At 65.4% G+C, this 23,270-nt stretch carries 20 protein-coding genes; 6 read left to right on the forward strand and 14 right to left on the reverse strand.

Annotation, left to right across the window (positions count from 1 at the left end):
- Positions 1–118: 118 nt before the first annotated feature.
- The 13 genes from ACTJK6_RS09025 to gatC form a co-directional block, all read right to left on the reverse strand.
- A complete protein-coding gene (locus tag ACTJK6_RS09025) occupies positions 119–1,201 on the reverse strand; it encodes a CobW family GTP-binding protein (protein WP_260803729.1) in 1,083 nt (360 codons plus the stop codon).
- Entirely contained in the window at positions 1,189–1,716 is a 528-nt protein-coding gene (locus ACTJK6_RS09030; RefSeq protein WP_440838753.1) for a Fur family transcriptional regulator, read from the reverse strand. Before ACTJK6_RS09030 ends, ACTJK6_RS09025 begins: the two co-directional genes overlap by 13 nt.
- A 96-nt stretch (positions 1,717–1,812) precedes the next feature.
- Positions 1,813–3,051 (reverse strand): lactonase family protein, encoded by a 1,239-nt coding sequence (locus ACTJK6_RS09035; protein WP_440838754.1) that lies wholly within the window; start codon positions 3,049–3,051, stop codon positions 1,813–1,815.
- 12 nt (positions 3,052–3,063) lie between these two features.
- Positions 3,064–4,590 (reverse strand): FAD-dependent oxidoreductase, encoded by a 1,527-nt coding sequence (locus tag ACTJK6_RS09040; protein WP_440838755.1) that lies wholly within the window; start codon positions 4,588–4,590, stop codon positions 3,064–3,066.
- 131 nt (positions 4,591–4,721) lie between these two features.
- Positions 4,722–5,240: a metal-dependent hydrolase gene (locus ACTJK6_RS09045; protein ID WP_440838803.1), complete on the reverse strand. Its 519-nt coding sequence runs from the start codon at positions 5,238–5,240 to the stop codon at positions 4,722–4,724.
- Between the two features lie 78 nt (positions 5,241–5,318).
- Entirely contained in the window at positions 5,319–6,512 is a 1,194-nt protein-coding gene (locus tag ACTJK6_RS09050; RefSeq protein WP_316657966.1) for a class I SAM-dependent rRNA methyltransferase, read from the reverse strand.
- 39 nt (positions 6,513–6,551) lie between these two features.
- Positions 6,552–7,538, reverse strand: coding sequence for a tyrosine recombinase XerC (gene xerC / locus ACTJK6_RS09055; protein ID WP_440838756.1), 987 nt, complete (start codon positions 7,536–7,538; stop codon positions 6,552–6,554).
- A 14-nt stretch (positions 7,539–7,552) separates the two neighbouring features.
- A complete protein-coding gene (locus tag ACTJK6_RS09060; protein ID WP_322017222.1) occupies positions 7,553–8,242 on the reverse strand; it encodes a DUF484 family protein in 690 nt (229 codons plus the stop codon).
- Between the two features lie 14 nt (positions 8,243–8,256).
- On the reverse strand, positions 8,257–9,723 hold the full coding sequence (gatB, locus tag ACTJK6_RS09065) for an Asp-tRNA(Asn)/Glu-tRNA(Gln) amidotransferase subunit GatB (RefSeq protein ID WP_322017060.1): 1,467 nt from the start codon (positions 9,721–9,723) through the stop codon (positions 8,257–8,259).
- A 77-nt stretch (positions 9,724–9,800) separates the two neighbouring features.
- Positions 9,801–10,763, reverse strand: coding sequence for a dienelactone hydrolase family protein (locus ACTJK6_RS09070; RefSeq protein WP_440838757.1), 963 nt, complete (start codon positions 10,761–10,763; stop codon positions 9,801–9,803).
- Positions 10,763–11,245 carry a hypothetical protein gene (locus ACTJK6_RS09075; RefSeq protein WP_232041568.1) on the reverse strand — a complete coding sequence of 161 codons (483 nt, stop codon included), beginning with the start codon at positions 11,243–11,245 and terminating at the stop codon, positions 10,763–10,765. Before ACTJK6_RS09075 ends, ACTJK6_RS09070 begins: the two co-directional genes overlap by 1 nt.
- A gap of 38 nt (positions 11,246–11,283) precedes the next feature.
- Entirely contained in the window at positions 11,284–12,771 is a 1,488-nt protein-coding gene (gene gatA, locus ACTJK6_RS09080; RefSeq protein WP_440815323.1) for an Asp-tRNA(Asn)/Glu-tRNA(Gln) amidotransferase subunit GatA, read from the reverse strand.
- A gap of 87 nt (positions 12,772–12,858) precedes the next feature.
- Positions 12,859–13,158, reverse strand: a complete 300-nt coding sequence (gatC, locus tag ACTJK6_RS09085; protein WP_004628291.1) for an Asp-tRNA(Asn)/Glu-tRNA(Gln) amidotransferase subunit GatC — start codon at positions 13,156–13,158, stop codon at positions 12,859–12,861.
- Positions 13,159–13,649: 491 nt separating this feature from the next.
- Here gatC and ACTJK6_RS09090 point away from each other — a divergent pair, with 491 nt between their 5' ends.
- The 5 genes from ACTJK6_RS09090 to rodA all read left to right on the forward strand — a co-directional run bounded on the left by ACTJK6_RS09090 (position 13,650) and on the right by rodA (position 20,116).
- Positions 13,650–14,693, forward strand: coding sequence for a rod shape-determining protein (locus tag ACTJK6_RS09090; protein WP_004628293.1), 1,044 nt, complete (start codon positions 13,650–13,652; stop codon positions 14,691–14,693).
- 233 nt (positions 14,694–14,926) lie between these two features.
- The gene (mreC, locus tag ACTJK6_RS09095; protein ID WP_440838758.1) at positions 14,927–15,973 is read left to right on the forward strand and encodes a rod shape-determining protein MreC; all 1,047 of its coding nucleotides are present in this window, start codon (positions 14,927–14,929) and stop codon (positions 15,971–15,973) included.
- Positions 15,974–15,989: 16 nt separating this feature from the next.
- Positions 15,990–16,502, forward strand: a complete 513-nt coding sequence (gene mreD / locus ACTJK6_RS09100) for a rod shape-determining protein MreD (protein ID WP_015856079.1) — start codon at positions 15,990–15,992, stop codon at positions 16,500–16,502.
- Positions 16,503–16,544: 42 nt separating this feature from the next.
- On the forward strand, positions 16,545–18,941 hold the full coding sequence (mrdA, locus tag ACTJK6_RS09105; protein ID WP_440838759.1) for a penicillin-binding protein 2: 2,397 nt from the start codon (positions 16,545–16,547) through the stop codon (positions 18,939–18,941).
- A gap of 23 nt (positions 18,942–18,964) precedes the next feature.
- Complete coding sequence (gene rodA, locus ACTJK6_RS09110) at positions 18,965–20,116, forward strand: rod shape-determining protein RodA (protein WP_037031841.1); 1,152 nt, start codon at positions 18,965–18,967, stop codon at positions 20,114–20,116.
- 47 nt (positions 20,117–20,163) lie between these two features.
- On the opposite strand, the gene ACTJK6_RS09115 is transcribed toward rodA, so the two are convergent.
- Positions 20,164–21,852: an AMP-binding protein gene (locus ACTJK6_RS09115; RefSeq protein ID WP_232041564.1), complete on the reverse strand. Its 1,689-nt coding sequence runs from the start codon at positions 21,850–21,852 to the stop codon at positions 20,164–20,166.
- A 453-nt stretch (positions 21,853–22,305) separates the two neighbouring features.
- Between ACTJK6_RS09115 and ACTJK6_RS09120 the strand changes: the two genes are divergently transcribed.
- Positions 22,306–23,244 carry a LysR family transcriptional regulator gene (locus tag ACTJK6_RS09120; RefSeq protein ID WP_232041563.1) on the forward strand — a complete coding sequence of 313 codons (939 nt, stop codon included), beginning with the start codon at positions 22,306–22,308 and terminating at the stop codon, positions 23,242–23,244.
- Positions 23,245–23,270 lie beyond the last annotated feature (26 nt).

The raw sequence follows: 23,270 nt of genomic DNA on the forward strand, positions 1-23,270 counted from the left end.
TATTGTAGCTGAACGATATTAACTGAACTATCGGAGAAACACGGACAGGAAATCCGGCCCGGATTCTGCCTGAAAGCGCGCGGCGGGGCCACCCAAAAGGAGGGAAAAAGCGCCCGGATCAGGCCAGGCAGTTCTCCAATCCTTTCAGAATCGTTTCGCGCGGCAGGTCTACGCCGATAAACACCATCCGGTTGGAAGGGGTCTCGCCGTCCCATTTACCCCCCACGTCGCTGCCCATGAGCTGGTGGACACCCTGAAACACGACCTTGCGGTCGACGCCTTCCATATACAGCACGCCCTTGTACCGCAGCAGCTTCTCGCCGTAGATATTCAGCACGCCCGAGAGGAATTCCTCCAGCTTGGTGTAATTGAACGGCCGTTCGCTGCGGAAGACGAACGAGGCAATGCGGTCGGTATGGTGCGCATGCCCGTGATGATGGTGATGGCCGTGACCGTGGTGGTGCTCATGATCATGGTCGTGATCACAATCGGCCGAGCAGGCGTGGTCATGATCGTGATCGTGGTTGTGATCATGATCGTCTTCGCGCAGGAAGTCGGGATCGATCTCCAGCTTGGCGTTCAGATTGAAGCCGCGCAGGTCGAAAATCGTGTCGATCGGCGTCTCACCAAAATTGGCGGTGCGGATCGGGGCGCGCGGGTTCATATGCAGCAGGCGGTGGCGCAGTGCGTCCACATCGTCGGCGGACACCAGATCGCTCTTGGTGATGAAGATGGCGTCGGCAAAGCCGACCTGGCGCTGCGCTTCTTCCTGCTTGTCGAGCTGCATGTTGCCGTGCTTGGCGTCGACCAGCGTGATGACGGCATCCAGCAGGTAGCGGCTCGCGATCTCGTCGTCCATGAAGAACGTCTGCGCGACCGGGCCGGGGTTGGCGACACCGGTAGTCTCGATGACCACGCGGTCGAACTGGATCTGGCCGTTGTCGCGGCGCGTGAGCAGGTCGGACAACCCCTGCACCAGATCGCCGCGGATCGTGCAGCAGATGCAGCCGTTGCTCATCTGCACGATCTGCTCGTTACCGTCCTGCACGAGGATGTCGTTGTCGATGTTCTCTTCGCCGAACTCGTTTTCGATCACGGCGATCTTCATACCGTGCTGTTCGGTCAGGATGCGCTTGAGCAGCGTGGTCTTACCACTGCCGAGAAAGCCCGTCAGGATGGTGACCGGGATCATTTTGGACATGGTGCGTTTCCTGTCGTGTGTTGGGCTGCCAGATGCGCGCAATCCGCGCAGGCGCCCTTGATGGTGAGTTCGGCATGGTCGGCTGCAAAGCCGGCGGGCAAGGCGGCCTTCGGCATGGCCGGCGGCTCGGCGCTTTCCAGGCAGAAGTCGCGCCCGCATTGCGTGCAGTGGAAATGGCTGTGCGAGCGGTGCGCTGCTTCGCGCGCGGCGTCATGCTCGGCCAGGCTGAAGCGAAAAACCCGATCGGCCCCAGCCGTCTTGTGGACGATGCCGCCGGCCACGAGCCAGTCGAGCACGCGGTAGACCGTCACGCGGTCGATGCCGGAATCGTCCGGCAGCGCGTCGCACACGGCCTGGTGCGAAAGCGGATCGGCGCCCTGCATCAGCACGGCCAGCACGCGCACGCGGGGCTCGGTCACACGGCTGCCCAGGCCGCGCAGGCGCGCGCGGGCAGCCTCTTCAGGCGAATGGGATTGCGAAGTGGCGAGATCGTCGCGCGGGGCCGGGGTGTTCATGCGCGGGATTGTCCCACGGGGCGCGGGTTGCTGCAATTGAGTTGCAATTGGGCGGCCTTGCGCCGCCCAGGGTTTTCTCTCGCGCTTTGGTGCCGCTTACGCCGCAAACATCAGACACACGGGCGTCGGCACCTTCGCCACGACCGTGGGCTGGTCCAGCTTGCCGGTTTGTCCGTCGATGCGCAGCCGCAGGATCGTATCGCCCTTCTGGTTGAGCACGTAGACGTAGTTGCCGTCGGGCGCCATCGTCATCGCGCGCGGGAAGTGCACACCTTCGCTCCAGTACTGAAGCGGCGCGAGCTTGCCCGAGGCGTCAATGCTGAACGCGGCCACGCTGTCGGCCAGCGGGTGGTCGGACTTCAGCTTCCGGTTGCTGGCGTAGAGGAAGCGCCCTGACGGATGCATCAGCAATTCAGCGCCGCTCTTCTGGCCGGTGTAGTCGGCCGGGGTGGTGGAGATGCGCTGGCGCTCTTCCTGCACGTGGCCGGTGGCGGGGTCGTAACCGTGGCAGGCGACCGAGCCTTCGAGTTCATTGATGACGTAGAGCAGCTTGCCTTGCGGATGCAGCGCCAGGTGGCGCGGGCCGCTGCCTGGCTTGAGTTGCGCGCGGTCACGCGGGGCAAGCTTGCCGCCCTCAATGGCGAACACGTTGATGCGATCGGTGCCCAGGTCGGTGCCGATCACGTGGCCGCCGGTGGCGTCGAACAGCATCATGTGCGCGTGCGGCGCTTCCTGTTCGGGGCGGGGGCCGGAACCGGTGTCCTTGAAGATGCCGGACACAGTGCCAAGCTTGCCGTCCTCGCCGATCGGCAGGAGGTTGTACGCGCCACCGCTGTAGATCGACACGCACAAGTGCTTGCCGTCCGGCGACACGACCACATGCGCGGGGTTCGTGCCCGACAGCGACAGCGGCTGGCGGTTGAGCAGCGTCAGCTTTCCGTCGTGCGGGTCAATCGCATAGGCCTCGGCGCTACCGTTCGGGCGGCCCTCGTAGACCTCCAGTTCATTGATGGCGTACAGGAACCGCTGATTCGGGTGCACGGCCAGGAACGACGGATTGGCACTCTCGACCACCTGCACCTGGGTCCACGCATCGCCGCGCGGCGCCAGCACGTAGATGCCGCGTGCCGCCGGGCCACCGGCAGTGCCGCCCGGCGCATTGAACGTGTAGGTGCCGACATAGGCAAAGCGGGGAGGGCGTGCATTGCCTGCGGGCTGCGCGCCCGCCGCGGCGGATTGCTCTCCCGCCTGGGCCATGACGGTTTTGGGAAGAGCACCCAGCAAAGGCAAGCTACCGGTCCACTGCATGAAAGTTCGACGAAGACGATTGGTCATTGGATGGCTCCATCAAACACGCACGGACATGGCGTGGTGGAAGATGTTGTTGGGATCATACCGGTGCTTCACATCCTGCAGAAACGCGTACAGGTCGCCGCTGCCGTAGTAGAGCTGCGGCCAGAACGGGTAGGCGAGCATGTCGACGTCGGGGTAGTTGATGTAGCAGCCCTCGTACCGGTCGCCGGGGTACGGCGTGCCGCTGTGCGGTGCGGGCACATCGGGCGCACCGTAGACATCGCGGTAAAAATCGCTGATCCAGCGCAGGTGGCCGGCATCGTCGGCAGCGGCGCCCCAATACGTCTGGTACTGCAGCTTCATGATCGACGCCCGCTGCGGCGCGGCGGTATCGCCAATGCGCTCGGCCTTGTTGACGGCGCCGCCGTACGAATCGACCTGCAGCAGCGACTGGCTCAGATCGACGCCCGGCATCGTCCGCGTGAGGTGGGCGTAGATGCGCTGCGCCTCGCGCGCCGTGAAGCCGCGCTTCATGTAGGCGGATTTGTACTTCCCGCGCTGATTGGCCCCCGAGCCGTTCAGATACTGCGTGGCGGTCAGCCAGTCGTATTGCACGATGGTGTGCGGCTTGGAGCAGAGCAGTTGCCCCACGCCCTGCCTGTGGGCGGGGCCGTAGCCGGGCGGGCGCCCCTTGACCGGCGTCGGCGCGCAAGCCTGGAAGCGGTTCAGAAAATCGTTGAGGACAGAGAGATCGCGGCACGTGCCATCCGGGTTGCAGAACTGCGTGAGCAGCACGATCTGCCCCGACGATTTGTGCGTGAGCTTGAGCAGAGAGAACATGCCCCACGTGTCCGGGTCCTTGCCGCGCGTCTCCCAGTATTCGCCGTAGATGCGCAGCAGTTCGGCAAAGCGCTGCGGCGTCATGGTCGCCCAGTCGAAGGCCACGGTGGCGAGCGCCACTTCTTGCGGCGCCTCGGGCAGCTTGGCGAAGGTGTAACCCGTGATGACGCCGAAGTTGCCACCGCCCGCGCCGCGACATGCACGAAACAGATCCGGATCATGCGCCGCATCCACCGTGCGTGCAGCCGCCTTGCCGGTTTTGTCGACGGTGACGATGTCCACGGCCGACAGCCAATCCACCGTCAGCCCTTGCAGCCGCGAAAGCAGCCCATACCCGCCGCCGCAGATGTGCCCGCCGGCGCCAACCGAATAGCACGAGCCGCCGGGCAGCGTCACGTTGTGGCGCTTGTACAGCTCCAGGTAGCCGTTCCAGTTTTGCGTGCCGGCCGGAATGCGCACCGAGCCGTCGGCGCGCACCTCGGGCGTGGCGAGCAGGCTCAGGTCGACAATCGTGCCGTCGGGGTTGTTGGAGACGAAATCCTCGTAGCAATGCCCGCCGCTGCGCACGGTCGGGCGCTGGCCTGCGTTGATGATGCGCTGCACGGCGGGCGCCACATCGTCGGGCTTTTCTATGAGCGCGATGCGGCTGGCGGCCTGCGCATCCGTCGCCGGCCAGCGCAGGTTGAAGCCATGTTTGAGCGTGTTGTAGCGAGGGTCTTGGCGCGTCACATCCAGTGTCATCGACGACTCCGGTGAGGGCGTTTGCGCAAGCGTTGCGCAAACGAAGTTGGATTCGGACGCGTGGCGTCCGGCGGTTCCAACTTAGTCGTTCGCGGGCCCGGCTTCCATCAGACAATGCCGAGCCGGCAGGCTCATCGCGCCAGGCGGGCGAACCAACCCACCACCCGCGTGGCCGTCGCCGCCCACAGCGGCCGCACCAGCCAGCATGCGGCGACCCACGCCAGCGTCACCACGATCAGGTCGCAGCGGCCGCTCTTCCACCAGTTCAGGGAATGGCGCCCCCAAATCCAGGGCACGCCCAACGGATTGGGCCAATCCGCCAGCAGATGCATCAGCCCGCCACAGGCGAAGCCGAACAGCAGCGGAGCCCACAGGTGCGCATGGCCCAACGCGTGATACGACAGCACAAGCACCGCGATCCAGCCAATGCCCCAATGGGTGGCGGTGCGGTGCGTGATCCAGAGGCGGCGCGCACGGGTCCACCAGGCCACCTCCATCCAGTCTGGCGCGGTGCTGCCCGCAACTGCCGCGCAAAACGCCAGGAGGCTGCCGAGATGTTCGAGAGACGTATGGGAAGCCTGTGCGACGAGGGTGGCGGCAATCAGACCGGCCGCCCAGCCCGTCGCGTGATGGGCTGCATTGGATGCCATCGACGTGATGCGGAAAACGAAGGACCGCATCTTCGCAATGCAGGCTTGCCTGGACAAGCCAAAAATTGCGACAAATTGCTAGCCGACTTGCAGCAGTAGGCCCTTGAGGTATTCGCCTTCCGGAAAGCTCGTCAGCAGCGGGTGATCCAAGCCGCCGGCCAGCCTGCGTTGGATGCGCGCCGTCACCTTGGCATCGGCCGCCGCACCCGCGACGATCTTCTGGAACAAGTCGGCGTCGATCGCGCCCGAGCACGAATACGTGAACAGCAGGCCGCCCGGGCGCAGCAACTGCATGCCGACCAGGTTGATCTCCTTGTATGCCCGCGCCGCGCGATCGACCTGCTGCGCCGACGCCGCAAACTTGGGCGGATCCAGCACGATCAGGTCAAACTGGCGGCCTTCTGCGCGGAAGTTGCGCAGCGACTTGAAGACGTCCGCATCCAACCACTCGGCGCGCGCCGGATCGAAGCCATTGAGCGTGACGTTGCGCTCAGCCACCGCCAGCGCCTCGCCCGACGAATCGATCGACACCACCGAGCGCGCCCCGCCCTTGAGCGCCGCCAGCGAAAACCCGCCGGTATAGCAGAAGCAGTTCAGCACATCGCGATCGCGCGCCAAGGCGCCGACCAGCGCGCGGTTGTCGCGCTGATCGATGTAGAAGCCCGTCTTGTGGCCTTCACGCACGTCGACGTAATAGCGCACGCCGTGCTCGGTAGCAGACAGGTCTGCAGCAGGCTCGGCGCCGGCCAGCACACCGGTCATCTGCTCCAGGCCTTCGCGCTCGCGCACGCTCACGTCCGACCGTTCGTAGACGTTCGGGCAACCCGTCTCTTTGATGAGCGCGGCGACGATCGCTTGCTTCCAATGCTCCACGCCCGCGGCGCTGAACTGGCAGACGAGCTGGCCCGCGTCCCCGGTGCCGTACTGGTCGACGATCAGGCCGGGCAGGCCGTCGGCTTCGCCCATGACGAGGCGCACGGCGTCGGTGTCGTGCACCCACGCGCGGCGGTACGCCACGGCGGCGGCAATGCGGCGCTTGAAGAACGCGTGGTCGACGGGCTCGGCTTCATCAAAGCTCCACGCCCGCGCGCGAATCTGCGAGACGGGGCTGAACGCGGCGCGCGCCAGAAACTGGCCGTTATGCGCGCGCACGATGACGGTCGCACCGGAGGCCGGCTTGCCCTCCACGCGATCGATGGCGTTGGCGAAAATCCAAGGGTGCCGGCGCAGCAGCGAGCGCTCCTTGCCGGGCTTCAGAATCAGGGTTTGCATACGACTGGGGATGGGGCGCCCGAAGGCTCGGGCAATGCGCTACTTCTTTTTTGCGCGGGGATGCGCCTGATCGTAGATCTTGGCCAGGTGCTGAAAATCGAGCGAAGTATAAACCTGCGTGCTGGCGATGCTGGCGTGGCCGAGCAGTTCCTGCACCGCGCGCAAATCGCCCGACGACTGCAGCATGTGCGTGGCAAACGAATGCCGCAGCACGTGCGGATGCACATCCGCCGGCACACCTGCGGCAATGGCGTTGCGCTTCATGCGCAATTGAATCTGCCGCTGCGCCAGCCGCTTGCCACGTGGGGAGAGAAACAGCGCGTGCGCGTCTTCGGGTGCCGCGTCCGGCTTGGCCAGTTGCTCGCGCACCGCCAGCCATGCGGCCAGCGCCTCGGCCGCCTTGGTGCCGACCGGCACCGTGCGCCGCTTGCTGCCCTTGCCGAGCACCTGCACTTCGCGCGCTTCCAGGTCAAGCCAGCTCAAAGATTCATACGCGCCGGCCTTCACGTGCCGCATATCCAGGCTGACCAGCTCAGAGAGCCGCAGTCCGCACGAATAGAACAGCTCGTTGACGGCACGGTCGCGGACGGTTTCGGCATCGTCGCCGGGCAGTTGCTCCATCAGCGCGACAGCTTGCTCGACGGACAACGCTTTCGGCAACCGCTTCGGGCTCTTCGGCGCGCGCACACCGTCGACAGGATTGGTGGTGACGGCGGCATCGCGCAGCGCCATCCATTTGAACCAGCCGCGCCACGCCGACAGCGCCCGCGCAATGCTGCGGCCCGACAAACCGTCGCCATGCAGTTGCGCCATCATGCGGCGGATATGGTGCGACTGCAGTTGCGTGAGATCGACGTTGGCAGCGTGCTGCGCGCCCAGGCGCTGCAGCACGGCCAGCTCGCGACTGTAGCTCTCGAGCGTATGCGGCGAGAGCTGCCGCTCGAACTTCAGCGCGTCAAGGTAGGCCGCAATCTGCGGATGTGGCGGCTGTGCACCATGGTCATCGGCGGATGCAGAGTGCGGCATACGGTGGGCTGCGCTCAGTCGCGCAGGCGGTTGAGCGTGGCAGCGGCCAGTTCGCCGATCTGCGCGAGGTAGGTCGTGCCCATGCCGTCATGGAAGCGGCGGGCGTCGGGCGAGCCGAGCACCAGCAGGCCGAATGCCGGCGCCGCGCTGGCATCGGCATCGCCACGCACCGGCACGCGCAGCGTGACGATCGCGAGCGATTCGATCGGTGCGCCGCCGGTATCCGACGTATCCAACCAGCCGGCGGCTTCAAAACCCGCATTGGCGCCGCAATACGGCGCACGCAGGCCCGCAGCAAACAGGCGCACTTCCTCGCTCACACCCTGCGCGACTTCCAGGTGCGCAAATTCTTCGCCGACCTGCCACACGCGCAGCGCCACGGCCGGCACGTCGAAGATTTCACGCAGGCCATCCTGCACGGCATACGGCAGCGCATGCGTGTCGGCCTCGCCCAGCAGGCGCGTCGTCCACGCGTGCACGCGTTGCTGCGTGCGGTCGTTCTCGTTGCCGTGGCGCATCAGGTCCGACAGCTTGAGTTCGAGGTGCTTGTTCTTGTCGCGCAGGATTTCCATCTGGCGCTCCTGCAGCGACACGGCGCGGTGGCTGTGCGGGCTGGTGAGCTGGATGGCGGCCAGCAGCTCGGCGTGCTCTTCAAAGAAGGCCGGATGCGCCTGCAGGTAGTTGGCGACGTCTTGTGCGTTCATCGTGGAGGTGCTCATCAGGCTGCGCCGAGTTTCTTCTTCAGCAGTTCGTTGACTTGTGCGGGGTTGGCCTTGCCGCGCGTGGCCTTCATGGCCTGACCCACCAGCGCGTTGAATGCCTTCTCCTTGCCGGCGCGGAATTCCTCGACCGACTTGGCGTTGGCCGCCAGCACGTCGTCGATGATCTTCTCCAGCTCGCCCGAATCGGACATCTGCTTCAGGCCCTTCTCGGCGATGATCGCGTCGGCATCGCCACCGTGTTCGCCGGCCCACATGGCGGGGAAGACGTCCTTCTTCGCGGTGTTGTTGCTGATCGTGCCGTCGGCAATGCGGGCGAGCAGCTTGGCCAGTTGCGCAGGCTTGACCGGTGCGGCATCGATGTCCAGGTCGGCGCGGTTCAGGTTCGAAGCGACCTCGCCCATGATCCAGTTGGCCGCAGCCTTGGCGTTCGCAGCGCCGGCATCCGCCACGACAGCTTCGAAGTACGCGGCCGTCGCCTTGGTGGCGGTCAGGATGCTCGCGTCGTACTTCGGCAGGCCGTAAGCCGACTCGAAGCGCGCGGCCATGGCAGCCGGCAGTTCGGGCAGCGTGGCGCGCACGCGCTCGATCCAGTCCTCGCCGATGACGAGCGGCAGCAGGTCGGGGTCGGGGAAGTAGCGGTAATCCTGCGCGTCTTCCTTGCTGCGCATCGAGCGCGTTTCCTTGCGGTCCGGATCGTACAGGCGGGTTTCCTGCACTACGGTGCCGCCGTCTTCGATCAGCTCGATCTGGCGGCGCACTTCGTAGTTGATCGCCTCTTCCAGGAAGCGGAACGAGTTGAGGTTCTTGATTTCGCAGCGCGTGCCGAACGGCGCATCCGGCCCGGGGCGCACCGACACGTTGGCGTCGCAGCGGAAGCTGCCTTCCTGCATGTTGCCGTCGCAGATGCCCAGCCACATCACCAGCGCATGCAGGGCCTTGGCATAGGCCACGGCTTCGGCCGCGCTGCGCATATCGGGCTCGGTCACGATTTCCAGCAGCGGTGTGCCGGCGCGGTTCAGGTCGATGCCCGTCATGCCGGCAAAGTCCTCGTGCAGCGATTTGCCCGCATCTTCTTCCAGGTGCGCACGCGTGAGCTGCACGGTCTTCTCATACCCGGGCTGGCCGTTCTTGCCTTCCACCTGGATGGTCAGCGTGCCGCCCTGCACCACCGGGATCTCGTATTGGCTGATCTGGTAGCCCTTGGGCAGATCGGGGTAGAAGTAATTCTTCCGCGCGAAGATGCTCTTGGGCGCAATCTTGGCACCGATGGCCAGGCCGAACACGATGGCGCGCTCAACGGCGCCCTTGTTCAGCACCGGGAGCACGCCCGGCAGCGCCAGGTCAACCGGCGCCGCTTGCGTGTTGGGCGCCGCGCCAAAGGCGGTGGACGCGCCGGAGAAAATCTTCGAGACCGTCGAGAGCTGCGTGTGCGTCTCGAGGCCGATCACCACTTCCCATTGCATGTTGCGTGTGTCCTGTCGATTGTTGTGGTGTGAATGTCTAGGTGCTCAGGTGTTCAGGTGTTCTTGCGTCGCTGCGATCAGGGGTGCGGCGCATCGAGCCACGCCGCGAGTTTGGCAAAGGCCGCTTCGCGCGCTGCTGGGTCGCCGCCGACGGTGACCGTTCCGTAGCGACGCCCCTTCGGGATGCCATTGCGCTCCTTGACTGCAGCCGTGCCGTCAAAGCCGTGATACGCGCCGCCAAACATGTCCAGCTCGAAACGCGCCTGCGGCTGGCGCGCCAGTACGGCGGTCTGGAGCGCCTGGCAGTGATCGGCCGGGGTCCAGTCATCGTTGCCGCCGGCCAGCAGCAGCAACGGCGCGTTCAGCCGATAGTCGGGCCGCTTCTGTGCCGACGCACAGCCCGGATAGAACGCCACCGCGCGATTGACGGCAGGCGTATCGACGGGCCAGGCGCGGCTGGCATCCACCGCCTCCAGCACAGCCTGCGCGCCGTTGGACCAGCCGAGCAGCACGATGCGGTTCGCATCCACGCCCGGCTGCGCCGCCACCCAGCGCATCGTCGCCAGCACGTCGGCGCGGCGCACCGCACCGTTGATATCGCGCGTGGCGGTGCGTTCGGTGCAGATGCCGTGCGGCTTGCCGCGCGGGCCGAAACTGTCCGGAAACACCACAGCGTAACCGCGCGCGCCCAGCCACTGCGCATAACCGCGATACCGCGAGCCCAGCGCCTTGGCGTCCGCCCCCGCCTGCGTGTAGAGGCCGCTGCAGCCGTGCAGCGCGATCACCACCGGCGTGCCCGTCGCAGGCGCCTTGACTGGCGACGCGACCCAATAGCCGGTCAGCGTTTGCGGCGCATCCTCGGCGTCTTTCACAGACGCACGCGGAATCTCCACCGTCTGCACGCCCAGCTCCGCCGACGACGGCGCGCGTGCAGCCGGCATATCCGGCAGGGCGCCTTCGGCGTCCGGCGTCGGTTGCGCGACGGCGTGCAGCGCCAGCGCGCCGGCCAACGCCACCAGCAAACGAAGCGATACGCGCATCACCGGGCATTCCGGGCGCATTGGCCCGTTTTCGGGTCGAACATCACCGGCCAGGCTTCGTCATAGATGCCGGGCGTGCAATGCGCTTCGCAATTGGCGTGTGCCAACGTGACGCGGCGCGGGTCCTGCCAGACCATCAGCGTGCAATTACCGTAGCGCTCGCGCAGCTCGATGCTGGGGCGGCGCTTGGTCTGCTGGAACGTCGACAGGTCGAACTGGCACGAACCGCGCCGGCCGACCCACAACTGCCATTGCATGGCGTTGACGTTGTTGTCGGCCACGGTGAGCGTCGCCTGCTCGCGGAAACCGTCTTCTTCGGTCTGGCTGCAGTAGCCGTTGATGTCGATGCGGCGGTCGGAGATCGGCGGCGGCTTCGACGGCCGGCTGATGCCCGGAATCGACGGCAGCGGAATCGGCACGCACGCCGCCAGCAGGCCGGCGGCAAGCGCCAGCCCGAGTGCAGTGCGGATGCGGTGGTTCATGCGTGCCTCCCGCGTGGAGCGATACGTCTGTACGGGCCTCAGGCCGCCGGCTGGCGGTTGTGCCAGTCGGTCGCCTGCTGGAATGCATGCGCGATCTGAAGCATGCGTGCCTCTTCAAAATAGTTGCCGATGATCTGCAAGCCAACCGGCAGACCGTTGGCGCCAAAGCCCGCCGGCACGCTCATGCCCGGCAGGCCTGCCAGGCTGGTCGACAGCGTGAAGATGTCTTCCAGGTACATCTGCACCGGATCATCGCTCTTCTCGCCGATCTTCCAGGCAACGGTCGGAGCGACGGGGCCCATGATCACGTCGCACTGCGCGAATGCGTTCTGAAAATCCTGCGCGATGATGCGGCGGATCTTCTGCGCCTGCAGGTAATACGCGTCGTAATACCCGTGGGACAGCACATACGTGCCCACCAGGATGCGGCGCTTGACCTCCCAGCCGAAGCCTTCGGCGCGGGACTTGCGGTACATGTCGGCCAGATCGCGGTATTCCGCCGCGCGGTGGCCATAACGCACACCGTCAAAGCGCGACAGGTTGGACGATGCCTCGGCCGGGGCGATCACGTAGTACGTCGGAATCGACAGCTCGGTCTTGGGCAGGCTGATGTCGACCAGCGTGGCGCCGAGCTTTTCCAGCTCAGCCAGCGCGGCGCGTACCGTGGTGCGCACGTCATCGGCCAGCCCTTCGCCGAAATACTCCTTGGGCAGACCGATACGCAGGCCGGCCAGCGGGCGCGCCGCATCGGCGCCTTGCAGCGGCTGGCCGAGCAGGCGGCTGAAATCTTCCACGTCGCCACCGCGGCCGGGTTCCAGACTGGTGGAATCGCGCGGGTCAAAGCCGGCCATGGCAGACAGCAGCAGCGCGCAATCTTCGGCTGTGCGGGCCATCGGGCCGCCCTGGTCCAGCGACGAGGCGAAAGCAATCATGCCGTAGCGCGACACGCGGCCGTACGTCGGCTTGATCCCCGTAATGCCCGAGAACGATGCCGGCTGGCGGATCGAACCGCCCGTGTCCGTCCCCGTTGCAGCGGGCGCCAGATCGGCTGCCACCGCCGCCGCCGAGCCGCCTGACGAACCGCCCGGCACGTGCTCGACGTTCCAGGGGTTCTTGACCGCGCCGAAGGCCGAGTTCTCATTGGACGAACCCATCGCGAATTCGTCCATGTTGGTCTTGCCCAGCGTCACCATGCCGGCCGCGCCCAGGCGCTCGACCACGGTGGCGTCAAACGGGCTGGTGTAATTGCCGAGCATCTTGGAGCCCGCCGTGGCACGCCAGCCGCGGGTGACGAAGACGTCCTTGTGCGCGATCGGCACGCCGGTCAGCGGCGCCGCGTTGCCAGCCGCGATGCGTGCATCGGCGGCCCGCGCCTGGGCAAGCGTCGCCTCGGCGTCGACATGGGTAAAGGCGTTGAGGTGCGCCCCGGCCTCGATGCGCGACAGGTAGTGGCGCGCCAGTTCTTCCGCCGAAACCTCCTTGGCGGCGAGTTGGGCGGACAGGGCTTTGATCGTGGATGCGGTCATCGAATACGTTCGGATGGGCTGCCGGCAAGCGCCGGCGACGTCGAATGGAGAGGGCTCAAGACGGGCGCAGGGCGCTGTTTGCCCGGGTTACTCGATCACCTTGGGCACGAGGTACAGGCCGGCCTCGGTGGCCGGCGCGCATTGCTGGTAGTCGGCGCGGCGGTCGGCTTCGGTGACGGCGTCGTCGCGCAGACGCTGGGCTTGCGCCTGGACCTGCTCGATGGGGTGGGCCATCGGCTCAATGCCGGTGGTGTCCACGGCCTGCATCTGCTCGACCAGCGAGAAAAACTGGTTGAGCTGGGTGAGGGTCTGGGCCGCCTCGCCTTCGGAGACTTCGATACGGGCGAGATGGGCGATGCGTTTGACGTCGGAGAGTTCGAGTGCCATCGGAGTGGGTCAGTGAGTGCAGCGGCGGGCGGGCAACGTACGGCAAGCGACGGCTACTGCGCGCAAAGTCCGCTCAGGTTGGGCTTTGACAGCGCCGATTTGCCGCAATTTTGGCGCCAAACGCCCGCGAAACCGTCGAATTATAAGGTATGATTGCCGACTAAATTTCTAAGTCAGCAGGCGACTTCGTGCAGTCACGGACCCTCTGATTAAGTACCCCGGGAACCTCCCGGCAGTCGCGCCGTCAGCATCAGGCGACACTTAATCAAAGGTTCCTTGGGGGCCCCCTCTCCGGGCGGCCCAGCCTCGGCAGGATGGCCAGTGCCACGGCACCCCACCGCCGATCACCACGGAGCCCGCGACATTCCCGGGAGCGCAGTAGCAGGATCGGACCGCATGGCATGCCCTTGCGGCGTCCGCGCGTTGGTGCAGCCGTTGCACCGCAATCCTGCTGCTGGGCCGCCCATGACTCGAAAAACAGGATTCATTCGATGTTCGGCTTTTTGCGCAGCTATTTCTCCAACGATCTCGCGATCGACCTCGGCACCGCCAACACCCTGATCTACGTCCGCGACAAGGGCATCGTCCTTGACGAGCCGTCGGTGGTGGCCATTCGCCAGGAAGGCGGCCCGAACGCCAAGAAGACCATCCAGGCAGTCGGTAAGGAAGCCAAGCAGATGCTGGGCAAGGTGCCGGGCAATATCGAGGCGATCCGCCCGATGAAAGACGGCGTGATCGCCGACTTCACCGTCACCGAGCAGATGCTCAAGCAGTTCATCAAGATGGTGCACGACACCAAGCTGCTGCGCCCGAGCCCGCGCATCATCATCTGCGTGCCGTGCGGTTCGACCCAGGTCGAGCGCCGCGCCATCCGCGAATCGGCGCTCGGCGCCGGCGCGTCGCAGGTGTACCTGATTGAAGAGCCGATGGCTGCCGCGATTGGCGCCGGCCTGCCGGTGTCGGAGCCTTCGGGTTCGATGGTGGTGGACATTGGCGGCGGCACCACCGAGGTGGGCATCATCTCGCTGGGCGGCATGGTCTACAAGGGCAGCGTGCGCGTGGGCGGCGACAAGTTCGACGAGGCTATCGTCAACTACATCCGCCGCAACTACGGCATGCTGATCGGCGAACAGACCGCCGAAGCCATCAAGAAGGAAATCGGCTCGGCCTTCCCGGGTTCGGAAGTGCGCGAGATGGAAGTGAAGGGCCGCAACCTGTCGGAAGGCATTCCGCGCGCCTTCACGGTGTCGTCCAACGAAATCCTGGAAGCGCTGACGGATCCGCTGAACCAGATCGTCTCGTCGGTGAAGATCGCGCTGGAACAAACCCCGCCGGAACTCGGTGCCGACATTGCCGAGCGCGGCATGATGCTCACCGGTGGTGGCGCGCTGCTGCGCGACCTCGACCGCCTGCTGGCCGAAGAAACCGGCCTGCCGGTGCTGGTGGCCGAAGATCCGCTGACCTGCGTGGTGCGCGGCTCCGGCATGGCGCTCGAACGCATGGACAAGCTCGGCAGCATCTTCTCGTACGAATAACGGGACCATGCACCACGCCGATCCGCGTTCCGCTGTTGCGACCGATTTCGTGACTGCCGTTGTGGTCACGCCAGCCGCCTTCGCGGACCGCTGAGATGCGTCTCGCGCCGGTGCGCCGTGCTCCGCCCGCCAAGGGCTTGGGCACCGCACCAGCGCCACACCCAATCTGTTGCCGGCAGGCCGTTGACGTTGACCGTCACGCGTCTGCCGTGCCCATTTGAAGCGTCCGGGTCATGGATTATTCCCCGCCGCCCCTCTTCAAGCAGGGCCCGTCCGCCACCGCGCGGCTGGTTGCTTTGCTCGCGCTCGCGCTCGCGTTGCTGGTGATCGATGCCCGCATGTCCGTGCTGGGCGTGGTCCGGCAAGTCGTGTCGGTCATCCTGTATCCGGTCGAGCGCTTGGTGCTGATTCCACGCGATACGGCACGCGCCGCGCTCGAATACACGCAATCGTCCACCAAGCTGGCGGTTGATAACCGCAACCTGCGCGAATCTGCCGTTGCCCAGGCGCAGCAATCGCTGCGCGCCTCGCAGCTCGAAGCCGAAAACCGCAACTTGCGCACGCTGCTCAACCTGAAGCAACACGCGGCGGTGCCCACGGTGGCGGCGGAAGTCCTCTACGAAGCACGTGACCCTTATACGCAGCGCATCGTGATCGATCGCGGCTCCAAGGACGGCGTGCGCGCGGGCTACCCGGTCATCGATGACCGCGGCGTGGTCGGCCAGGTGACGCGCGTGTCGCTGTTCGAATCGCAAGTCACGCTGCTGACCGACAAGGACCAGGCGATCCCCGTGGAAGTGGTGCGCAACGGCCTGCGCAGCGTGGCCTTTGGCGGTGCCCGCCCGGGCGCGCTGGACCTCCGTTTCATGGCCGCCTCGGCTGATCTGCAGCAGGGCGACCTGCTGGTCACGTCGGGGTTGGACGGCGTCTATCCGGCGGGCCTGCCGGTGGCCCGCATTTCGCAAATCGAGCGCAAGGCCGACACCGCGTTCTCGCGGGTCGTCTGCGAACCGGTGGCCGGCATCCGCAGCAACCGGCACCTGCTGATCGTGAAGTACGAATCGGGCTTCCCGCCACCGACGGATCTGTCGCCCGCGCAGGTGCCCAAGGGCAAGAACGCTGCCCGCGACGCACGCGAAGAGAAGGACCGCGCCGCACGCGCTGCGGCCGAGGCCAATGTGCCGGCTCCCACGCCCGCAGCTGAAGAAAACACTCCGCCGCCGCGCCCGACCGACGCCGACGGCAATCCGCTGGACACCGATTCAGCGCAAAAACGCTGAAGCGAGGCCATCGATCATGAACTCGCCCCAATACCTGCTGCGCCCGGTCAACCCCGGCTTCATCGCTTTCAGCTTCGTGCTGGCATTCCTGTTCAACCTGATGCCGTGGGGCCACATGCAGTGGATTCCCGATCTGGTGGCGCTGGTGCTGGTGTTCTGGAACATCCACCAGCCGCGCCGCGTGGGCATGGTGGTGGCCTTCCTGCTGGGTCTGTTGATGGACGTGCACGAAGCGCGTCTGCTTGGCGAACACGCGATGGCCTACACGATGCTGTCGTACTTCGCGATCACGATTCACCGGCGCGTGCTGTGGTTTTCGGTGCTGTCGCAGGCACTGCATGTGCTGCCGCTGCTGGTGCTGGCGCATGCGGTACCGATCGTCATCCGCCTGCTGATGGGCGCGCACCTGCCGGACTGGCAGGTCATCCTGCCTCCGCTGATCGAAGCCGCCCTGTGGCCGTTCGCCAACGCGTTCCTGCTGGCGCCGCAGCGTCGCCCGGAGAGCGTCGATGAAACTCGGCCCATCTGAGGTGGCCGATCTGATGCACCCCGCCGTTAGCGTTCACTTGGCATGACCGAAATCCGCAACGTCGAACAGGAGCTGTCGCGCTTCCGCCTGCGGCTGGCGGCGGCCGCCCTTTTCGTGCTCGTCTGCTTCGGGCTGCTGCTGGCGCGCTTCTTCTGGCTGCAGGAGGTCAAGCACGAGCAGTATTCCGCCAAGGCGGAAGACAACCGCATCTCGGTCGCGCCGATCGAACCCAATCGCGGCATCATCATGGACCGCAACGGCGTGGTGCTGGCGCGCAACTATTCGGCATACACGCTCGAGATCACGCCGTCCAAGCTGCAGGACACGCTGGACAACACGATCGACCAGCTTGCCCAGTTGGTCGATATCCAGCCGCGCGACCGCCGCCGCTTCAAGCGCCTGATGGAAGATGCGCGCAGCTTCGAAAGCCTGCCGATCCGTAGTCAGCTGACCGATCAGGAAGTGGCACGCTTCTCGGCGCAACGCTTCCGCTTTCCGGGCGTGGACGTGCATGCGCGACTGTTCCGCCAATACCCGCTGGGCGAATCGGCGTCGCACGTGATCGGCTACATCGGCCGGATTTCCGAGCGCGACCTGGACCGCATCGACAACATGAGCGATGCCAACAGCCAGCCCGGCGTGGCGTACGACCCGCGCAAGGATTCCAACAACTACAGCGGCACGGAATACATCGGCAAGGTCGGCATCGAGCAGAGCTACGAGACCGAACTGCACGGCCTGACTGGCTACGAAGAGGTGGAAGTGAGCGCGGGCGGCCGGCCCATCCGTACGCTGTCGACCTCGCAGGCAACGCCGGGCAACAACCTGATCCTGTCGCTCGACATCAACCTGCAGCGGCTCGCCGAGCAGCTTTTTGGCAACCGCCGGGGCGCACTGGTGGCGATCGAGCCGGAGACAGGCGACATCCTCGCGTTCGTCTCCAAGCCGACGTTCGATCCGAACCTGTTTATTGAAGGCATCGACAGCGCGACCTGGAACGAGCTGAACAACTCGCCGGACAAACCGCTGCTGAACCGCCCGCTGCGCGGAACCTATCCGCCCGGCTCGACGTACAAGCCGTTCATGGCGCTGGGCGCGCTCGAGCTCGGCAAGCGCACGCCGCAGTGGGGCATGGCCGATCCGGGATCGTTCACGCTGGGTAACCACACGTTCCGCGACGACGTGCCGGGCGGCCACGGCTGGGTCGACATGTACCGCTCCATCGTGATGTCGTGCGACACGTATTACTACCGGCTCGCCAACGACATGGGCGTCAATGCCATCCACGATTTCATGAAGCCGTTCGGCTTCGGGCAGGTCACGGGCATCGACATCGAAGGCGAGCGCACCGGCATCCTGCCGTCTACCGACTGGAAGCGCAAAGCCTACAAGCGCCCCGAACAGCAGAAGTGGTACGACGGCGAAACCATCTCGCTGGGCATCGGCCAGGGCTACAACAACTTCACCATCCTGCAGCTCGCGCATGCGATATCGACGCTGGCCAACAACGGTGTGGTGATGAAGCCCCACCTGGTGAAGGCGGTCGAAGATTCGCTGTCCAAGTCGCGCTCGCTGACCGTGCCGACCGAGAGCTACCGGATTCCGCTCAAGCAGGCGAACATCGACGTGATCAAGCGCGCCATGGTGGGCGTGAACCAGGCCGGCACGGCGGCCAAGGCGTTCATCGGGGCGCAGTATGTGTCGGCGGGCAAGACGGGGACGGCGCAAGTGTACTCGCTGGGCAAGAACGAAAAGTACAACCACCACGCGATTCCCGAAAACAAGCGCGATCATGCGCTGTTCGAAGCGTTCGCACCGGCAGATCATCCTAAGATCGCGCTGGCAGTCATCGTGGAGAACGCCGGCTTTGGCGCCACGTCAGCCGCCCCAATTGCGCGTGCCGTCATGGACTATTACCTGACAGGCAAGTGGCCCGCGGAGCTGGCCGCCACCGCGCCCAAGCCGCAGCAGCAACCGCCGGTGGATACGCCGAGTGTGTTCTCGACCGGCAAGACGGCCACGATCGCCAGCGCGACGGCTGCGCCGCAGGTGGCTGCAGAAGCTGCGTCCGGCGTGGCTGCCGCTTCGGGTGTGGCAACCTCCGCGGCCAGTGCGGTGGCCGCCGCTTCAGCGCCGGCCGCGGCGGCGGGCGGCACGCGCAGTGCGCCGCCGCTGTCGCCGGATCTCGTGGCGCCAGCCTTGCGCGAGGCCGGCACCAGCGCCGAGGCCGTCGCCCCGGCCACGCTCGACGCCCAGGTGCTGCAAGCGCTATCGCACGCACAGCCTGCGCCCGAACTGCCGCCGCGTGGACGCGGCAACGCCGCCGCACCGGCTTCGGCTCCTGCGACTACACCAAAGGGTGCCAAGGACGCCAAACCGGGCAACAGGCCGGCGGCAAAGCCCGCGCAGAAACCGGCCTCCAAGCCGGCCGCGCCCTGATACTTGCGCTTGAGGATCTCGCCATGGACAAACTGGACAAGCGCCGCATATTCAACATCATCAAGTCGCTCTTCACCGGCTTCGATGGGCCGCTGGCACTGATCGTCTTCTTGCTGCTCGGCACGGGATTGGTCGCGCTGTATTCGGCTGCCATCGACATGCCGGGCCGGGTGGAAGATCAGGTCCGCAACATCCTGCTGTCATTCGTGCTGATGTGGATCATCGCCAACCTGCCGCAGCAAACGCTGATGCGCTTTGCGGTACCGCTCTACACCGTCGGCGTGGCGCTGTTGATTGGCGTGGCGGCGTTCGGGCTGATCCGCAAGGGCGCCCGGCGGTGGCTCAATATCGGCGTGGTGGTGCAGCCCTCCGAGATCATGAAGATCGCCATGCCGCTGATGCTGGCGTGGTACTTCCAGAAGCGCGAGGGCGTGATCCACTGGTACGACTATCTGGCGGCAGCCTTGCTGCTGCTGATTCCCGTGGGGTTGATTGCCAAGCAGCCGGACCTGGGCACCGCGCTTCTGGTGCTGGCGGCCGGCATCTACGTGATCTACTTTGCCGGTCTGTCGTGGCGGCTGATCGTGCCGGTGCTGGTGATTGCAGTCACCGCGATCACGCTGGTGGTGTCGTTCGAATCGCGCATCTGCGCCCCCGGCGTGAACTGGCCGATCCTGCACGACTACCAGCAACACCGTGTGTGTACGCTGCTCGACCCGACCACCGACCCGCTCGGCAAGGGCTTCCACACCATCCAGTCCATCATTGCGATCGGTTCGGGCGGCGTGACGGGCAAGGGATGGCTGAAGGGCACGCAAACCCATCTGGAGTTCATTCCCGAGAAGCACACCGATTTCATCTTCGCGGTGTATTCGGAGGAGTTCGGGCTGGTGGGCAACGGCGTGCTGCTGTTCCTGTATCTGCTGCTGATCTTGCGTGGGCTCTTCATTGCCGCCAACGCGGGCACGCTGTTCGGGCGCCTGCTGGCGGGGTCGATCACGCTCATCTTCTTCACCTACGCCTTCGTCAACATGGGCATGGTGAGCGGCATCCTGCCGGTGGTGGGTGTGCCGCTGCCACTCATCAGTTACGGGGGAACAGCGCTTGTCACGCTGGGCATGGGCATCGGCATCCTGATGAGCATTGCCCGACAGAAACGCTTCGTGCAGACCTGACACCTGACAAACGAAACGGCCGCCAGAATTTGGCGGCCGTTTTGCTTTCAGGCGGCGATGGCGTCTTCGCGCAGCAACCTTCGCAGCACCTTGCCCGTTGCGGTAGCGGGCAGCGCATCATGGAACTTCACGCGCCGCGGCACCTTGTACGGCGCCATGTTGTCGCGGGACCAGGCAATCAGCTCAGCTTCCGAGAGCGTTACACCGTTCATCGGCACCACGTGCGCGCACACGACTTCGCCTTTGTCGGGATCGGGGATGGGCGTCACGGCCACCTGACGAATGCCCGGGTGGCGCGACAGCAGCGCCTCGACCTCCTCCGGAAACACGCTGTAGCCCGACACCTTGATCATCTCCTTGATGCGGCCCTGCCACTGAAGGTAGCCGTCGGGCGAGACCTGGCCGATATCGCCGGTGCGCAGAAAGCCGTTGTGCAGGACGGCGCGCGTGGCCTCGTCGCGCTGCCAGTAGCCGCGGAACACGCCGGGGCTGCGGATGGTGATTTCGCCGGCCTGACCGGGCGGCAGTTCGGCGCCGGTATGCGGGTCGACGATGCGTACCTCAGTCTGCGGGACGATCTTGCCATGCCAGCCCCATCGCGGGGCATCGGCAGGCGTGATGGCGTCGCAGGTGTGGGTTTCCGACAGGCCATAGGCGGCTTCATAGATGCGGCACTGCGGGCCGGCAAAGGCACGCCACCGGTCGGCAATGGCTTCGGTCAGCGTGACACCGAAGCTGGTGCACGGGTTGGCGACCAAGGATTCCATGCGGTACTGCGCCGCGTCCGGATGCGCCATGACGGCCAGGTTCATCGGCGTCATGCTGTACCAGCGTGTCACGCGATAGCGGTCAATCGCCTGCAGTACGGCCAGGGGATCGAACCTATAAAGCAGGATGGTCGTCGCGCCGGAATACAGCATCACGTTCATGCCCATCAGCATGCCGGCGATATGCGACAGCGGCGCCACCGCCAGCATCACATCCGAAGCGTGGATGCCGCTGACCTGCACCGTAACGGCGGTCTTGTACAGCGCGTTGCGGTGCGTGAGCATGGCGCCCTTCGGGCGGCCGGTGGTGCCAGATGTGTAGACCATCAGCGCAACGTCGTCCAGGCTCACCTGGATGGCAGCCACGGCGTTGCGCTCGGCCACATCCACGGGCTCAGCCATCAACTGCATCAGATCAAGTTGCGTGGCGCCCGGCTTGTTTTTGAGCGGCGGTGCAGACGAGGCATCGGCGGCAATCAGCTCGGGCGGCACGGCCAGCGCCTTGCGGCACGCCGGCTGCGCGGGTTGCAGATCGGCATAGCGCGTGGTGATGACGGTCGTGACCGACGTGCCCGGCCGCGCGGCGTCGACAATCGGCATCAGGTCGGCCGCCGCCACCAGAATCTTGGCGCCGCAATCGGCCAGTTGGTCACGCAGTTCGTGCTGGCGCGACAGCGGCCCGCACGGTACGACGATGCCGCCCAGCTTGGCCGTGGCCAGATGGGTCACGATGGCTTGCGGACAGTTGTGCAGAAACAGCGCAACGCGATCGCCGCGTGTCACGCCCAATCGCTGCAACTGCACCGCCAGCCGCGTGGACGCCTGATCCAGCTCGCGCCAGCAGATCGTGCGGCCGTACCACAACAAGGCGATGCGCTCGGGTGTCTGCTGCGCATGGAGGGCGCAATACCGGTGTAGCGGCATCTCGCCCGCCAGATAGTTGACCGGTTCACGGTTATGGATGGTCATGTGGTGTCTCCTCGGCCGCCGGCATCGCGGGGCGACACATCGGCCGTGATGGCTGCCCTCGTTGCGGGGCGCTCATGCGGGTCAGGGTTCTCGGCATCCATTGTTCGAGTATGGCGAAGCCATCTGGCCACCGCCGTACCGATTTGCGCAAAACCGCGTTCCACCCATGATTTGGGTCAAACATGACCTCGCGCAAGACGAATCCCCCAAAAAAATCTACCGCTCGGTATAGAGTTTCGGCGCAAATCTGCTGTTGCGTCAATCGGTGAGAAGTCGGATACGCAGCCCTGGCAATAAAACTTTGCAAGCACGACTGGGACGGCATTCTCACATGAGCGTGCACTCACATTCAAGGAACGCCCCTAGGCAGTGAATTGCTTGTGCCAATATTAAACATTTGCTGTCACGACAGATTTGTTCTATTTTTGACAACAAATTATGTGAGAGGCTGGAATGGATCGTTTGCAGTCGATGCGGGTGTTTTCCAAGGTGGTGGAGCTTGGCAGCTTCGCCCGGGCGGCCCAGCATCTGTCGATGAGCAATGCCGTGGTCACGCGTTACGTGGCCGACCTTGAGGCGCATCTCGGCACGCGCCTGCTTAACCGCACCACGCGCAGCCTGTCGCTGACCGACGTGGGCGAAACCTACCTGCAGCGCTGTGCGCAGATCCTGCTCGACATTGACGAGGCGGAATCGCTGGCCACCTCGCGCAGCCAGGCGCTGGTCGGTGGCCTGCGCATCGTCGCCCCGGTCATGTTCGGACTGCACGTGCTGCCGATGCTGCTCGCACGCTTCCAGCAGCTCTATCCCGAAGTGACGTTTGACGTGGCGTTGTCCGATCGCCCGATCGACATCGTCGAGGATGGCCGAGACGTCGGCATCATGGTCTCGGAACTCGGCCTGGGTTCACATCTGGTGGCGCGCCGCATGATTTCCGCCGAGATGGTCATGGCGGCCACCCCGGCCTACCTCCGCCAGCACTCCACGCCGCAGCGCGCCGAAGATATTGCCGAGCACCGCGTCATTGCGATGTGGCACCCGCAACTGCGTCACGAGTGGGAGATGAGCACCGCCGATGGCCAGTCGATTTCGGTGCCGGTGCAGCCCTCGCTCGTCACCAGCAATGCCGAACTGATGCACCGCGCCGTGCTTGCCGACATGGGCATCGCGATACTGTCGTCGTACATGGCACGGCCGGACTTGGAGTCCGGACGCCTGGTGCGCGTGCTGCCGCAATACAAGCTGCCGCACCGGTCGCTGTCGCTGGTGTATCCGAGCCGCAAGTTCCTGCCGACGAAGGTACGCACGTTCATCGATTACATGCTGGCCCAGGCGATGGAGGTCAAGCACAACGAGGCGCGCGCCGGGCGCGGCCTGAGCGAAGCCGCATAAGCCGAGCCGCACAGCCAAAGCAAAAC

The organism is Ralstonia sp. 22086 (assembly GCF_052045975.1).
Taxonomy (GTDB): Bacteria; Pseudomonadota; Gammaproteobacteria; order Burkholderiales; family Burkholderiaceae; genus Ralstonia; species Ralstonia wenshanensis.